General features: G+C 39.7%; 10 protein-coding genes. 5 read left to right on the forward strand and 5 right to left on the reverse strand.

Annotated features, from left to right (window positions below; genetic code table 11):
• The first annotated feature begins 80 nt into the window (after positions 1 to 80).
• The 4 genes from ACE01R_RS16795 to ACE01R_RS16810 all read left to right on the forward strand — a co-directional run bounded on the left by ACE01R_RS16795 (position 81) and on the right by ACE01R_RS16810 (position 8126).
• Positions 81 to 6821 carry a tandem-95 repeat protein gene (locus tag ACE01R_RS16795; protein WP_395552651.1) on the forward strand — a complete coding sequence of 2247 codons (6741 nt, stop codon included), beginning with the start codon at positions 81 to 83 and terminating at the stop codon, positions 6819 to 6821.
• 76 nt (positions 6822 to 6897) lie between these two features.
• Entirely contained in the window at positions 6898 to 7044 is a 147-nt protein-coding gene (locus tag ACE01R_RS16800) for a hypothetical protein (protein WP_395552652.1), read from the forward strand.
• The gene (locus tag ACE01R_RS16805) at positions 7041 to 7571 is read left to right on the forward strand and encodes a hypothetical protein (RefSeq protein ID WP_395552653.1); all 531 of its coding nucleotides are present in this window, start codon (positions 7041 to 7043) and stop codon (positions 7569 to 7571) included. Before ACE01R_RS16800 ends, ACE01R_RS16805 begins: the two co-directional genes overlap by 4 nt.
• A 246-nt stretch (positions 7572 to 7817) precedes the next feature.
• Positions 7818 to 8126: a hypothetical protein gene (locus ACE01R_RS16810; RefSeq protein WP_395552654.1), complete on the forward strand. Its 309-nt coding sequence runs from the start codon at positions 7818 to 7820 to the stop codon at positions 8124 to 8126.
• A 20-nt stretch (positions 8127 to 8146) separates the two neighbouring features.
• Here ACE01R_RS16810 and ACE01R_RS16815 read toward each other — a convergent pair whose 3' ends face one another.
• The 5 genes from ACE01R_RS16815 to ACE01R_RS16835 are packed head-to-tail and all read right to left on the reverse strand — an operon-like array spanning position 8147 to position 16167.
• Positions 8147 to 8947, reverse strand: coding sequence for an efflux RND transporter periplasmic adaptor subunit (locus ACE01R_RS16815; RefSeq protein WP_395552655.1), 801 nt, complete (start codon positions 8945 to 8947; stop codon positions 8147 to 8149).
• Positions 8948 to 10948, reverse strand: a complete 2001-nt coding sequence (locus tag ACE01R_RS16820; RefSeq protein WP_395552656.1) for a hypothetical protein — start codon at positions 10946 to 10948, stop codon at positions 8948 to 8950.
• Positions 10941 to 13109, reverse strand: a complete 2169-nt coding sequence (locus ACE01R_RS16825; protein WP_395552657.1) for a site-2 protease family protein — start codon at positions 13107 to 13109, stop codon at positions 10941 to 10943. The genes ACE01R_RS16820 and ACE01R_RS16825 overlap by 8 nt, the downstream gene beginning before the upstream one ends.
• A gap of 4 nt (positions 13110 to 13113) precedes the next feature.
• A complete protein-coding gene (locus ACE01R_RS16830; protein WP_395552658.1) occupies positions 13114 to 14802 on the reverse strand; it encodes an efflux RND transporter periplasmic adaptor subunit in 1689 nt (562 codons plus the stop codon).
• Positions 14803 to 14823: 21 nt separating this feature from the next.
• The gene (locus ACE01R_RS16835) at positions 14824 to 16167 is read right to left on the reverse strand and encodes a TolC family protein (RefSeq protein ID WP_395552659.1); all 1344 of its coding nucleotides are present in this window, start codon (positions 16165 to 16167) and stop codon (positions 14824 to 14826) included.
• Positions 16168 to 16453: 286 nt separating this feature from the next.
• On the opposite strand from ACE01R_RS16835, the gene ACE01R_RS16840 reads away from it, so the two are divergent.
• Positions 16454 to 16631 (forward strand): DUF4116 domain-containing protein (locus ACE01R_RS16840; protein WP_395552660.1); only part of this gene is annotated, 178 nt, incomplete at its 3' end.

Below are 16631 nucleotides of genomic sequence, written 5' to 3' on the forward strand. Positions count from 1 at the left end.
CGCAATTATATCAAACAGAGGAAGCGCATATTGCATGGGCATTAGATCCTGAAGGCGATGGCTATGGTTCAGCTTTTGATTTGAATACTATTAGAGAAACAGGAAGGATAAATGGGAAGTTTGCTTATAATTCTTATCGTTCTGAGAATGAACAAGGAGAAAGTGAATATATTCCATATCTCGCTGATGTCTATAATTTTGAAGTTGAAGATTATCATACCTACTATGTCGGGACACGGTCATTCTGGGTTCATAATACCAATTGTGGTGCATCAACTAGTCCAATGAATGCTGGTAGCAGCACAGGCAATGATGGGTTGGATGTGTTGAAGCAAATGGAAAAAACAGCCAAAAATGTTTATTCCAGTAGTGATCAGATGATTAAAGATTTACCTGATGATTTAAGAGGGGCAGCTATTGTTAAGGATATTGAACTTAAATCAAATCCTAACAGTCCACATAAGCCAAGCTCTTCACAGGGACAGCAGATGGGTTATGGATCATTAAGCCAGATCGATCCTGTCACGGGTAAAGAGATGCTATATGCGCTAACTTTTGGTTACCCAAATCCATTTGTGAATGGGAAAAATGCGATTAATCGTGGTGATGTAATTATCTATGCAGACATTGATGGTTCGAGAGTTCCAACTACCATGTCAGGAGATATTAAATGGGATAGTACTTATGGATATAAAACTGGACCTGTTTATGCTTATTTAAATGATAGCGTATCAAAATGGAAATCTGAACTAAATGAGTTATCTACTAAAGATCCAGAGTTATTAACTGAGGCAGATTTTGAAAAAATTGAGAAGTTAAAAGATGACATTCTCAATTATGAAAAAAATACGAGTACATTGATGAATGATTTGTTAAGGACAAATAGTTCAATTGACTATTATGGAGGGAATTACCAACATACTATTATTCCAACGGTGGCTTCAGGGGAGCTATCGACGAGTAGATCTTGGGATTTAGCAAATGCTCTAGCTAAGATGGCAACAGATCCAGCCATTAAAAATACAATTGAGCAAATGAATTTTAATCAATCCAATTTAGCAAAATATGGAGATTCATGGTCACCAAATGATTGGTTATCGGATGATTTATATATTGCAATTTCAAAAGGCGTGGAGGTTGATGGAGAAATCAAATTCCTTCCTCAAAGTTTTCTAGGATTTGAAAAAATATATAAAGATGGGAAACTTATTGAGGTTAAAATAGTTGAAAAATCGAGGGAAGAGATATTAAAGCCTTTAGACCTAAATAAACCTTATGATGTTGCTATTCAATCTGTAATAGATACGGTAAAAGCAAATAATATTGTCCAGCATCAATTAGTTGTGACTTTACCAGTAGTAAGCGAAGTAATAACCTCTATTACGTCAGTTCAATTGGAAGAGTTATATAATGTTGCAGAACAATATTGGTTAAATGCAGGTGCTAAACAATCTGATCTGGATCAAATTAGTATTCAATTAGGAACGTTAAAAGACAATATTGTAGCTATTACAGAAGATACACATATTACTGTTTCATTGAATGCTGCAGGCTGGGGCTGGTTTGTAGACGCGACACCAAACTTAAATGAAGAATTTAATTTAGGTTCAACAAATTATAATTTCGATGCAAAATCTGGCAGTGAAGCAGATAATAAAATTGATTTATTAACTGTGTTAATTCATGAAATTGGTAACGTACTAGGTGTAAGTCATCGTACTGCAGATGATGTTATGTCCTTGAATATCAATGAGGGGCAACGCCGTTTACCAAATGCCAATGATGCTAAATACTTGGCATGGTTATCTGGTCAGGCATATGATGAAACATCTTACCAGGCTCCAGGTTATGCATGGCAAGCACCTGTTCAAATTAATGATCAGTTCCAGAATGTAAATTCAGGTACTCAGATTGGTAACTGGTTTAATCAGGGCGAAATCATCCTAAATGGTCAGGATGTTCAGCTTAATGAAAGTGCTAATCAGCAAACCAACCTTTCCCAAGCCTTCAAAGTGGGTGAATACGATCGTGTTTTGACCTTTACAGTGAAAGATCAGCAACTGTCAGACTATAACAACCGTCCTGACGATGCCTTTGAAGTCGCATTATTGGATGCTCGAACAGGTGAAGCATTGTTTAAAGTGAATGACTTAAACAATACTGACTCACTGTTTAACTTGCAGACAAATGGAACATATTCACTTGCTCAGGGTATTGAGCGCATCATCAATGCAGATGGAACCCAAACCTTCTTCATTAACCTGGATCAGGCACTTGTGGGTCGTGAAGTCTTGTTATCTTTCGACTTGCTTGGTTTTGGTGAGGCTGACAGCCATGTGACACTCAGCAACATTCGTATTGTTTCTGAAAGCATGGCTATCAATGATCAGTACAAGCTGAATGAAGACACTCTTCTTTCAGGCAATGTCCTGAATAATGATGTGCTGATTCATCAGACGGTAGATAATGTGATCCTGGTCAATGCGCCACAACATGGTGAACTGATTCTGAAAGCCAATGGTGAATTTAGCTACACACCACATGCAAATTACTTTGGCGAAGACCAATTTAGTTATTACTTTGTGATGACTGATGGCACAGAATCTAAAGTAGCAACGGTAAAACTCGATATTCAGTCTGTGAATGATGCTCCTGAATTTGTGCAGCAACCTGAATGGGAAATCATTGCAGGACAGCCTTTAGTACTGGATTTCGATCAGTATGTACAAGACATTGAAAATGATGATATTCAGATTTCAATCACTTTACAGCCTGAGTTTGGGGCGATCAGTTTTGATGCACAAACAGGTCAGTATATTTACTTAGTTGATAAAGACTTTGTCGGTACGGACAGCTTCAGTATTGTGCTTTCTGATGGTGAGGCGACATCTGAGACCTATACCTTCAGCATTAAGGTATTGGCATCAAATACAGCGCCAGAGTTAGTTGGCCAGAATATTGTGACCGATGAAGATCGCAGTATTGTCATTGACCTGCTGGTAACAGCGCATGATGAAGATGCCGATACGCTCACCGCAGTTGTCGTGACTCAACCAGCGCATGGACGACTTGAGTTACTTGCAGATGGACGCTATCAATATGTTCCAGCTGACCATTACCATGGTACTGACAGCTTCAGCCATAGCGTGAGCGATGGTGAATTAAGTTCACAAGTTGTTTCTGTCAATATTGTGATTCATGCTGTGAATGATGCTCCAGAACTAAGCACTCAGCAGCTGGTAACGGATGAAGATACATCCGTGATTTTCAATCCGTTTGCTACAGCATCGGACATAGACAGCGTCAACCTGACGGCGGTCATTGTGGCGCAACCTCAGAATGGACGATTAACTCAAATCTCTACCGGTGCATATCTGTATGTGCCTTATGAAAATTACAATGGCACTGACAGTTTCAGTTATCTGGTGAGTGATGGTGAACTGAACTCTCAAATCGTAACGGTATCTATAGTCATCCGCGCAGTGAATGATGCACCTGTGGCATCTCCGATGATCAAGACACTGGAAGAAGATACAGAAATTGTCTTCAGTTTATTGAGCAACGCAAAAGATGTGGAGGGAGATCATCTGACAGCAGTGGTTGTGAATCCACCATTGCATGGACAATTAACCGAAACATTGCCGGGAATTTATCACTATGTTCCAGAGCCGAATTTTAATGGTGAAGTGATCTTCAGCTATTATGTGACGGATGGGGTTTTAAAGTCTGAAACGGTAAATGTGCTGCTGGTTGTTACTCCAGTGAACGATAAGCCTACACTGACACCACGTATTATTTCCATGGTGGAAGATGGTCAGTTAATGCTGAATTTGCTGGAGAATGCTTACGATGTTGAGGGTGATCAGTTAAGTATCGTCACTACTGAAGCACCGCTTCATGGACAATTTACAGCAACAGGTGGCGGTTATTATCACTTCATTCCAGAGCCGAATTTCAATGGTGAAGTGAAGTTCAGTTATTACGTGACAGATGGTCAGCTCAATTCAGAAACCGTAAACATTCTGATTATTGTCAATGCTGTGAACGATGCACCGGTATTGTCTGCCCAGAATCTGGTGACTGATGAAGATACAGCACTTATCTTTAACCCGTTACAGACTGCTTCCGATGTAGATGGCGACAGCTTAACCTCTGTGATTGCCAATGCGCCAACACATGGTCAATTGGTTCAGCTTGCAGATGGACGCTATCAGTATCAGCCAGTTGCAAATTATTATGGAACAGACAGTTTCAGTTACTTTGTCACGGACGGTCAGGCCCAGTCTCAGATTGTGAATGTCAATATTACGATCAACCCAGTCAATGACATGCCTATAGCAAAATCTAATGCTGTTAAAGGACAGGAAGATCAGGCATTGATCCTGAAATGGTCTGATTTCTCTTTAAGTGATGTAGATGGCGACACTTTAAAACTGTTGATCAGTTCACTGCCTGAGCGCGGGTTATTGCAACAGTTTAAGGATAATCAATGGATTGGGGTTTCCTCTCTGACTTTACTTGGTCAAGCAGACTTTGATGCAGGGCATATCCGGTTTGTTCCTGCTGCTAATGAAGCAAGTGATGCTTTCATTGCTGGTATAGGCAATATCAAGCAGATTTATGCCCAAATTGGCTATAAAGCATTTGATGGTCAGTTCTACAGCGAATCTGCATATCTGAACATTGAAGTAGAAGCTGTTGTGGATCAACCTGTTGTATCTGTAGGTTCAAGCACGACTCAGGAAATTATCTTCCAGACAGGATGGGAAACTGCCGTCAATCAAGATTCAACATCCACGCTTCTTGAACAGAATGTGTTTGAAGGCTGGACCTTACTGAAAGGGCTGGATTGCAATCTGTTTGGTACGGACGGTTTTGAAATCTGGAGCAATAATGACCGTATGGACAACGCTTTTGCTATAGCAAAAACTGTACAGGCAAAAGCGGGCAATGGTCAAAATTGGCTAGAATTGAACGATGCTGGCTTGTTCCAGGCTCAGACTCTCGGGATCTCTCGAAATGTCGAAACTGAACTTGGCCGCAGCTATAACTTGAGCTTCGACTATGCAGGTCGTTTAGGCTTCAGTGAATGCTTTACCCAAATTGCAATTTATGTGGATGGTAAACGCATTGCGACTTATGCCAATACTAGTCCAAATGACCAGTTGAACTGGAAAAATGTTCAGTTCAGCTTTGTGGGTACGGGCAAAGCACAAAATATTCAGATTCGTATTGATGCACCACTGACTCACTTAAGTGGTCGTGGAGCAATGATTGATAATATTGTGCTTTCAACCCAGAAATCCTTGAATACGGGTAAAGAAGATCAAAGCATGTTACTGCCTGAATTGCGGGCAACATTGCAGGATACGGATGGATCGGAGCAGTTGAAACTTGCTCTGGTTGGATTGCCTGTGGGTAGTCAGCTCACAGATGGTACACATCAGTTTATTGTGACTGAACAGAAAACTGTAGCAGATATTACCGGCTGGAATGTGCAAACTCTGCAGCTGACTCCGCCTAAAGATTTCAGTGGTGAAATTAATGTTCAAGTCGTTGCAAGTAGCATTGAACGTTCAAATGGTGATATTGCAACTGCAATTCACGAGCTGAAATTACAGATTGATGCTTTAGCAGATGCCCCTGTTCTGGAAACGCAGCAGTCGCAAAATGCTTTAACCAGTTTCCAGATGTTCCAAACCGAATGGAGTGGGGTGTATAACGCCATACTGAATAAAAATGCAACGGTGCTATACATGAGTAATCTTGATGGTTGGACAGGACGCAGTGACCAGTCACTGAAACTTAATGCCTTTGAGGTATGGCATGCTGGTGACCAGATTAAAAATACTTCAGGAAAAGTGGTTAGCTTACAGGATAAAACATCAAATGCCTGGATTCGACTGAATGACGGCAAGGATACCCTGTATCAGCAAAATGCCATTGAGAGAAGTATCAGTACCATGGATGGTAATGTCTATAACTTGAGTCTGGATATGGCAGGCTTGCCAGGTCTTATCGCGGATTATGGTCGAGTCGGTATTTACCTGGATGGGCAACGTATTGCATCTTTCGATGCGGCAAGCGATCTGATGGCATTAAATTGGCAGCAATATAATATTGACTTCAATGGTAATGGCAAAGAGCGCGTACTTCGCATTCAACTTGAAGGTAATTTAGCTGGTCGTAGTGCCTTTATTAGCAATATTCGCCTGGTAGAGACGTATATTTCTACGGCAAATACTGTTTATGCGGCAATCGGTCAAACGACTTATTTACCTGTGCTGGCAGCACGTTCTTCAGATCTGGATGGTTCTGAAACGATCAAACTGGAAATTTCCGGATTAAGTCAGGGTACTGTGTTGACTGACGGTACTCGCTATATCACGGTTCAGTCAGTGCAGCAGTGGATTGATATCAGCCAGTGGGATACAACCCAATTACGTTTTGCAAGTAATAGTAGTCAGAACATGAGTGTTCAGGTTCGGGCTACTGCGGTCGAGCAAAGTAATCAGCACAGTGCAAGCAAACTGACTAGCATTCAGGTGAATATGTTGGGTGGCACGGCATGTGCAACACCATGGCAACTGCTAAATGGCTTTGTTTCTGCATGGAGCAATCACGTTTCTTCTGTATCTTTAGCTGTACAAGCGCAGTGGGCATGCCCAATTCAGTTTAATAGCACTCTTGATTTTAATATTCTGAAATCAAGTCAGGATGAAGATGATGAATGGCTAATACTACGTGAGCAAAAACAATCTGATGCCTGGCTTAAGGCACTGGAATTGCAAGCCCAGCTGAACTGGAAAAAATTGATATAACAAAGTAAAAGAGATATCCATAAGTGGGTATCTCTTTTTTTAGATTAAAATTTTTAAATAATTTAGGGAAAATCAAATGTCATTAGGTGCAGTCTATTTGTGGGAGCCTGAAGTTACAGGAAAATTTCCAAACTTGAATGAAACTGAACGTACAGCCTATGAGCTTTATCAAAAGCATAGAAATACTTCACCTAAGGGAAAAAAGATTAGAGACTGGGCTTGATTGATGACGCCTATAGTGATTCTTTCCCTGAAGAAACAAAACAATGGTGTGTTAACTTACAGCAAGCTCTTTTAGCCGACCCTTGTGCTGTTTTAGAGCTGGATCATTTTGACCATATTGCTCAAGGCGATGCATTGTATCGCGTTTTTTATGAGGCCGTTAAGGAAACGGGGGTAGGTTTTTACGAACCGCGCTTTGCCGTATGGGGCTTTAGTATTTTACAAGTTCCAGATGAAGCAGTTGCTCAGGTTCTAACGTCTTATTTAAAACCTTTAAGTTCCGAACAACAAAGCTTTGATTTAGAGAATATTGAGGCACCTCGGAATATAAAAAAAGCAGAAGAATTATTCCATTTATGGTGTTCACAGCATCCACTGTTAAAAAAGTATGAATTACATATATTTTGTAAAAAATATGATTTTATGGAACTTGACGAAAATGATTCAGATGCCAAGACTGCGGTAAATAATACACATAGATTTTTTAATTTTATTTGTGAAACACGGAATATTTTCTACCAACTTTAATTTATTCTTTGGGGATTTATTGAATCTCACAATATAGATTTTTCGTTTGATCTGTCTAATCACTTTTTAACACCTGAGTTAAAAGAGAAATTTGGAAAGAAACTAAAATTTAGAATTGATATACCAAATATTTGAGATATAACAAGAGAATCGCATGGTACATATGATCTAAATTTTGATTTTATCCGTTGTAAATGGGAAAGTGCATACGGTGTAAAAAAGTTTTTCCAGGAATTTGATAAATTTGTGAAATTTTTACATAAACATTTTTCAAATGGTCATTTGCAAAGTCTGCAAGCATGGGCTTATGGAGATGCTTTAGATAATATTTTAGTGCAAATGCATTGGTCACAAGAACTCATGATTATTGCTTTAGGATTGGACAAAAACTATCTTCAACAGCGTTATCAATTTCATCAAAACATTCTGATTAATGAAAAAAGAGATGCTGAACTTGAATATTTAAATGATAGCTATAAAGAATATCAGGTATTAATGGAATTGGTCAGAGAAGCAGGCACTGCATTACCTCCCTATCAAAAAGTGAATAAATAACTCTAAGTGTAAGATGTACTTTATAAGTACATCTTACAACGAATTCCACTTGGGAATTTTACGGAATTACTCAAAATTGTAGTACCTGCACTGAATGTTCCAGAACTGGCATCAATGACCTGATCAACATGATCAAGCTTTACAGTTGTTATAAATTTGTCAAATGGTGCCTCAGGGACAATCTTGACCGATTGGCCTTTTTTAATTGAGCGAAAATATTTTAAAGGAACAATCGCATTAATTTTAAATTGATCAGTCTGGGCTATTTTTAAAATAGGATTTTTTCCTTCAGTCGGCCCAACCATGCTACCGGCATAAATGTATTGCTGCATGACCACCCCATTAAACGGACTGTAAATTTTTCTGCGATTCAAGTCAGCCTGACTTTGCTTATATTCAAATTCTGCCTGTTTCAAATTTTCTTTGGCCAATTGAAGTTCGGCTCGAGCCTGGCTCAGTTCATTGACTGCATCATCATAAGCCTGCTTTGAAACAAAATTTTCAGCACTCAGTTGCTTCATACGCTCAGCTTTTTTTGTAGCGTGAGTAATTTTGGATTGAGCTGTTGCGACATTTCCCTTTACCTGAGTACGGTAATAAGCAGTCTGGGTGGCTGACTTTTCAACATTGGCTTCTATCTGAGCCAGAATCTGCCCTTTTCTGATTGGACTTCCAGCCTTGACATGTAACTGTTGTAAAGTACCGGTCACAGGACTTCTGATTTCTACAATCTGCGCAGGCTGAACCATGCAGGCAAAGTTAACCGTATTTGCAAAAATAGGGCAGTTGATGCCTGCAAGTAAGAGAAGTGAGTATTTCATTTAGTAAATTTTCCCCGCAAAACCAATTTGTGAATTGAGTTTTTTGTCCTGTTTAAACATGGCTATCCGGTTACGGTAAGCACGTTTCTGACATTTCTTCTGCATGTGTTTCACTGCAAGAGTGAGTAAATAATGTTGTATAAAAACAAGAGGCATGAGGTTGAGCAACCACACAAACCATCTGGCATTTTGTTGTAATAAATCATCCGTGCCACAGACATAGGCTACACACGAGCCTTGATCTCCTTGACGGCCGGCGCGGCCATAAAGCTGCCGGTCAATTCGCGCTGATTCATGGAATTCAGTCAAAATGACATGCAAGCCACCAACCTGTTTGGTTTCAGGGCGCAGTTTGATATCTGTGCCGCGACCTGCCATATTAGTGGCTACGGTAATTTTACCGCTATGACCTGCTTCGGCAATGATTGCTGCTTCCTGAGCATCCTGTCGAGCATTGAGAACAATATGTTTAATGTCTAGCCTCGTCAGGGCTTCAGAAATGGATTCCGATGCTTCGATGCTTCGGGTTCCAATCAATACCGAACGATTCTGCTTGGCTACAGACTGTGCATGACTGGCAATGGCCTTATATTTTTGCTCATTGGTTTTGAAGTAGCGGTGCTTATACTGCTGACGTTTAGAGGGAATATTGGGTGGAATCTGACAGACTTTTAAACGGTAGATCATCCAGAGTTCACGGGAAACTTCAAGTCCCGTACCCGTTAAGCCAGATAAAAGCAGATATCTTCTAAAAAACCGCTGAAAGGTCATCTTTGCCAGCGTATCTCGCCCTTTAGACAGCTCAACACCTTCTTTGGCTTCAATCAGTTGGTGCAGTCCCTGTTCCCATGAGCGATCCGCCATGATCCGGCCTGTGCTTTCATCCACAATCTGTATTTTATTGTCCTGAATAATATACTGCTGGTCTTTATGATAAAGATGTAATGCCGTCAATGCCTGCTGAACCAGCAGCATTTTCCAGGCATGATTGTACCAAATCGGGCGGATGGCATCGGGTAGGGCAACCTGCTTCTGTTCAGGAATATGTTCAATGTGAATGTGGTGTTCGGCTTCCCGAATTTCAAAATCAGTATCTGGATGAAGTTGTCTGGCCTGTGCAATAGCCCAGTGAATCACCTCCGGTTCGATCAAGCCTTCAGCTTCCTGTGAAATGACCATTGGCGTTTGAGCTTCATCAATAAATACACTGTCAGCTTCATCTACAATACAAAAGTGCAGGGCAGGAACAATCATGTCTTCTGCTGCAGACTGCCCAAAACTTAAATTGCGTAAATTTTCAATCTGACGCGGCTGGGTGCCTTTGCCCGAGATATGATCTTTAAGATAATCAAATACAATTTCATTGGCAGAGACATAGCAAATCCGTTTCTGGTAATTCTGCTTTCGTTCAGGAAATTCCATTTCACTGTTAATTGAGCCACTACTTAAATGGAAAAATTCAAATAATGGACGCAATTCTTCTTCATCACGTTGCGCAAGATAAGCGTTAGTCGTGAGTACATGGACATAATTGCCGGTAGCTGCCATAAACGTTGCCGCTATGCCAGCAACCAGTGTTTTACCTTCACCTGTAGGCATTTCTGCGAGCCGGCCAGTTAAAAGAATATAGGCTCCCATAAACTGGACCGGATGAGGGTAGATCTTAAACACTCTTGAAATGGCTTCACCTATACAGGCAAAGGCAATGGCCACATTGTCATAGCTGGCTTTGACTGTTGATAATATGCTCAAAGCTTCATTAAACGTTTTGACCAGTTGCTGATGATCCAGTTGGCTAAGCGCAGCCTTATGCACAACAATTTTTTGGGAAAATTGCTGTATAACTTTTCGTGAAATTTTTTTCGCAGGAATCCATCCCATCAAATTTGCAAAAAAAATCTCAAATTTATGTAATTCCTGATCCTGCTGTTCTTCTCTTGAAACATAGGACAAATAAAACGGATGCAAGGACAGATTTTTAATCACGCTCAGGTTAGACATAGAATTGCTCCAAGAATAACTGACGCAATTTTCTGATCCATTGCAAGGCTAAAGGTGAATAGCCCAAGTCAAATCGTATATATGCAATATCCCCAAACACGTTCGAGTCTATGGGTTTAGACAACTGAATATCGAGATCAAAATAGTTCTGTAAGGCAGAAGCACCTTCCTGATCTGTCGGGTCTACCGTAATGTTGCCGCCTGCCTGACTGCCCAGAGCCGAGGAGAAAAGTTTCTTTTGGGTTTGAGGCGTACTTCTGACAATGTTTCCTGTGTAAATGGAATCAAAATGGTTTTTAAACCGGATTTCAATGCCTTTCAACCTGTTCTGTATCAATTCATAATCTTGCTGGACGACGGCACTACGAATAAGCTGAGCAGGTTGGTCTATGACATAACCGATAATATCACCGCGTTTATAAAATCGCTGATCCAACTCGATATGATCTTTTGCAAACCAGTGACCGGCAATCGGGCTATGTATATTTAGTTGATTTACTTTGAGTTGATATTGCAGAAGCTGCTGATCGAGACCTTGTTTCTGTAATTCTAGTTTTTCACGCAATTGCACATCATCGAGTGAAGCCTGCCGAATTTTATAGTCCGCTTCTTCAACCTGTAATTTTTGCAAATTATATTTTTCAGTGAGTTCCGCATTTTCCAGAGTAAAAAGAATCTGATTTTTTTTAATTTGATTATTCTTAAGATGAATTATTTTTACACTGCCTGATTCCATGGCCCGGATCATGGATTCCTCGGGTAACCAGACCACTGCTTGCTGAGTAGTGTAATAGGGAAATGGTAAAATGCAGAGGATGAAAATAAGGGATAGCATGATCCAACGAAAACGTTGAATGGCCTGGTCGCGATATTTGGACAAACTTGCCCCCTGATAAATATGCTTAATGCCTTTGTATATGGGCATGACAATGGTCATAAATGCAGAAATAATGGCGAGCAAAACACCAAACATGAAATATTTTTGTGCCACAAACCAGATTAGCCCCAGCATAATGCTAATCCGGTACAGGGGAGAGAAAAATCCGTACACGATAAGCCAGAACCTTTCTCTTTCCGAGGCAAAGGGCGGCTGAGCAGTACTGGCTCCTAAAATATACTTGTCTGAAAGGTAAACCCAGTATTTGGTTGCCCGACCTGCAAGATTTGGAATTTCTAGCAGGTCTGAAAGAATGTAATAGCCATCATAGCGCATCAAGGGATTACCATTAACCAGTACCGTGGAAACGGCGGCAATGAAGATGACATTATAAGCAAAGGCATGGATGAGGCCTGTTTCGGTAGAAACCCATAAGTAGATCGCAATAGCACCAAGTAACAGTTCCGTCATGATTCCAGCAATAGAAACAGCAATTCTTTGCCACTTGGAGACAAAATGGTAAGAAGATGAAGCATCTACATAGGGGATGGGGATGAACAGAATAAACATCAGGCCCATTTCCCTGACATTTCCATCCCAGGCTTTTATGGCAAGTCCATGTGCAAATTCGTGAATAATTTTTACAATGGGATAGGTCAGCCAAAGGATAAAAAGGTTACTGGTGGCGAGAACCCGGTCTGATAAGTTGCTGCTTAGACTCTGCCAGTTTTCTGCCAACAGCAACAAAGCTGGAATAACAATGATGAGCCACAACACAACTCCCCATACATTAAATATGGAGCGTGAAAGTTTTTTACATCGACTGAAAAAGGCATCCGGATAGATAAGTGGAACTTTCAGACTGATCGGATTCAGAAAAGACTGTTTGAGTTTATTGAATTTGTGTTTCTTGTAGCGTTTGGACATTTCCTCGGCATCAAAAGAAACTTCAGTCTGTAGCAGGTCATTACTGTACAATTGGCTGAGTAACTGAACCAATTCGTTTTGGCTGATGGCTCTGTGTTGCTGATTAAACTGAATATTTTGCTGTTCAATATATTCTGCTGCCTTATCCCATATTTGCTCAACATTCAATTGACCGTCCAGCAAAGTAATCACGTACCAGGTTTCGGGGTTGACCCGAACAAAGCGTTGAGACATTGGTTCAAACAGCAGGAACCATGATTTCCCGCGCAAGATTCGTGGCAATACTTCTACATTCTGACGTAGCTGAGGTCTTAGATGGCGAACTACATGCCAATGTTCAGAAAACAGGCTTTGCATGTGATTACCAGCTAGACCAGATTTTGAGTTTCATCCAGTTGATGAAATCTCTTGACCAGCGGAATATAAGATTGGTTTTACCCACGGTAATTTTCCCTACCCCTTGCATGCCTGGAGTGAGGGCAGGGGGAGAGTTTTGCCAGGCTGCTTCAACCCTGAATCCATTGACATTATTCTGCACGGCAGCAACCGGCATAATTCGCGTGATCTTGAATTTGAAGGTTTGATCAGGAAAGCTGGTGAGTTTTAAAACACCATTCTGTCCGGTTTTAACCATATGAATGTCTTGATCTGCAACATGCAATATGACCTTATAAGCATCCTGCGATGCGATTTGAAACAGCTCTTTTCCTGTTTCTATAGGTGTTCCCGTTTGCTGTACCCAGTCCCCGTCAATCACTGTCCCATGCAAGGGTGAAACAACATTTGTCTGTATCAATTTTCTTTGAATGGTTTGTATTTTAGCTTCTTGCTGTCTTATCTGATTGGCAGCGAGACCGCTATCTGTCAGGTTCTGTTCAGCCATAGCGACACGAAATTGATGCTGTGCCTGATCGAGTAAGCTCTGTTGTTCAGCCAGTTGAATCTTTAAGTCTGTATCATCAAGTTTGATTAAGGTCTGATTGGTTCTAACTTTATCGCCTGGACGTACCAGTACTTGCGTGATAAATCCTTGCATGGGGGCTGCAATAATCCATCTGGTTTTTCCCTCAACATTCAACTTTGAAGTAACCAGCTTATCGACAGGAATTAAGGTAATACTGATTAGAAAGATGCCTAATAACAGGCTGACTATTTTCCAGGCATAGTGACCTTGTTGGGTATATTTCCCCAGAAAATGACGACCCGCGTGAATACCGTGTTGAACCAGACCTTGCTCGGCATTTTTCCATAATGATAATAAGGGCTGCATTAAATCAACATTATTCTTCAGATACATCATGAGTGAAGTATGATCAGACTTCTGCTCAAATTTACGGTCTTTTGCTACCAGCACAGCCTGTACCACACCCTGATTAAAGATGGGATATGCCCACCATAACGGCTGATGAATTTCATGCTGCAACATCACGGCCTGAAGTGCGATTTCCTTCATTTTTTGCATATCTGCAGAACCTTTTTCGGTCCAGGATAAATCTGACGAAACCAGCCATTCAACACGATCTGCCGGCTGAACATAAAAATAGTTCAATTGAATGTTTTCATATTCTGAAAAATGGTTTCGAATAAAGGTTGTGGTTTGATTAATCCATTCCTGGGCTGCAATTCGAAATTCTGATTGATTCACGACCTGGGCAAAAATTTCCAACAGTTGTTCAGAATTCCATGCTTGATGTAACTGTTGAGTCTGATGTTGATAAAACAACCATCCCAGACTGGTCCGAATGATTTCTAAGGTAGATTCATGAATAGGAGGGGCAAGATAAAGACCAAAACAGGATAGAGAGTCCTGATGGTTAAGCAGATAGCCTAGCAAGTACCCTGAATTCCGACTTTGAAGATGAATCGGTTTTTCCTGAGACAGCATGTTTTTGATACTGTTCCATTCTTCTTGGGTAATTTCAGCAAACTGCTGAGTGCCAAAACTTAAGAAATTTTCAAAGCAAACATCGATGACAGTAACGTTAAGTTGCTTTAGGTTATTCAGCCAGTGTTGAATTGGTTCGGGTGTTTTTATGATTTGCTCTTGCATTTTATTGTCTGTCATATACGTTTAATTTACTAAGCTTTTTGCATAAAAAATTTGATCTATATTGAGTAAATCTTCATCAGTAAATGTACCGAGTATAATTTTACATTTAATGTAGTTTTGCCAAGCTTCATACCACATGCTTATTCTTTCTTGTTTTATTTCAAAGTATTTTGATTGAGCTTCTAGAACATCAGCATTCACACGCATACCTACTTCATAAGCCCGTTTATTAGACTGCCATGCAACCAGTAAAGAGGATTCTGCTTCTTTCATACCATTGGCTTTAGACATCGATGAAAGCGTGGTATAAAAACTTTCAAGCATTTGTCTGCGTTGCTTTTGAATGGCCAGGTTTAATTCATTCTTACTTTTATCAAGAGAAGCCTGTTTTTCCTTAATCTTAAAATGGGTTTCTGAGTTATACATGGGCACATTCAATTCAAATCCGTATAAATAGTCCCAGCCATCCTGTTTATTTGAAAAAGCCGAATCTTGAGATTCAAAATTCCGGCTGAGTTTTGCTGAAAAATTTAAGTTTGGGTATCTCGCTGCTTTTGCTTGTTTTAACTCTAGTTTTGTCGCTTCCAAATTGAGTTCTGATATTTGAATTTGCTTATTGTTCTTTAACAAAAGTTGAGAAAAAAAATCCTGATCTGATATCGACAAAATAGGAAGCACAGCGAGAGAGTTTTGAATTTGCTGAATTGTGAAATCATTGCTTCCTATGAACTGCGACAAAATATTTTTTTCTCGAGCTATTTCCAGATACAGGCTTTGTTCTTGGCTCTGTAAAGTCGCGAGTTTGGCTTCAGCTTCTTTTAAATCGGTAATGGAAACCATGCCTTGATCAAAATTGGCAGCAGCCATTCTTTGCTGTTCATAAATTAATTTTTTTTGTTGCTGCATCAATTGATATTTTGAATCCAGATTTAAGATCTTGAAATATTGATCAACAATGGTTAATAGCAGTTCATCATAAGTAACTTGAGATTGTACCAAAGCGACTTTTTCAGCGATTTCTGCAGAGGAAATTTCTTCTTGTATAGACTTGTTAATAATTGGAAATGACATCTGAATTGCATAATTTCTTAAACGATAGTCAATTTCTTCTCCACCATTGCGTGCACTTATTCCTTTCTTTTCCTGAGCACTAAAGTTTATTTTGGGTTCATTTGCTGCTTTAGCCTGATTAATTTTTTGCTTGGCTATTTCCTGTTGACTATATGCTAGGGGCAGATGAGGTGAAAACTTTTTTGCTTTGCTAAATAAAGAGGATAAATCATCAGCATACACTTGATTTGAGCATGCTATTGATAAAATACTTGAGATTATCCCTATGCAAAAAACAAAAGATTCTTTATTCATAATGTGTTTATTTGTATATTTTTTGAAACTTTTAAGATTGTGTGTAATTTGCACTAATTTCAGACTTTTTTCAAGATTTTTTACGACACTAAGGCTCTTTTAAAGTGAAGAATAGCAATAAAAATTAATGTAAAATATATATGGTAATTAAATTATTTGTTAAGAAATATAGGTTGGTTTTTTGCTCGAGTGGCCTTTATTGCCCCTTTAACTAAAAGTATTTACAAAATAAGTGGGTATTCACTAGCCATTTCTTTAGTTAGACTTTGATTTATGCAAATAAGCTATATTTTTAAATCGTTTTAATTCTCTTAAAAAGTATGGATTTGCACTGAAATATGTACATCAACAAACAGAACAGATTTGTCAGGCAGCAGTGCAATCGAATCCACAAGCGATTAAATATGTGAAAGAACAGACAGAAGGTCTTTGCTACATGGCATTACGTAAAGATGGCATGGCTA

The organism is Acinetobacter sp. BSP-28 (assembly GCF_044130285.1).
Classification (GTDB): domain Bacteria; phylum Pseudomonadota; class Gammaproteobacteria; order Pseudomonadales; family Moraxellaceae; genus Acinetobacter.

Excerpts from the sequence above, each read along its gene's own strand:
- ACE01R_RS16815 (WP_395552655.1), bottom strand. The coding sequence starts at position 8,947 with ATGAAATACTCACTTCTCTTACTTGCAGGCATCAACTGCCCTATTTTT.
- ACE01R_RS16820 (WP_395552656.1), bottom strand. The coding sequence starts at position 10,948 with ATGTCTAACCTGAGCGTGATTAAAAATCTGTCCTTGCATCCGTTTTAT.
- ACE01R_RS16800 (WP_395552652.1), top strand. The coding sequence starts at position 6,898 with ATGTCATTAGGTGCAGTCTATTTGTGGGAGCCTGAAGTTACAGGAAAA.
- ACE01R_RS16830 (WP_395552658.1), bottom strand. The coding sequence starts at position 14,802 with ATGCAAGAGCAAATCATAAAAACACCCGAACCAATTCAACACTGGCTG.
- ACE01R_RS16835 (WP_395552659.1), bottom strand. The coding sequence starts at position 16,167 with ATGAATAAAGAATCTTTTGTTTTTTGCATAGGGATAATCTCAAGTATT.
- ACE01R_RS16825 (WP_395552657.1), bottom strand. The coding sequence starts at position 13,109 with ATGCAAAGCCTGTTTTCTGAACATTGGCATGTAGTTCGCCATCTAAGA.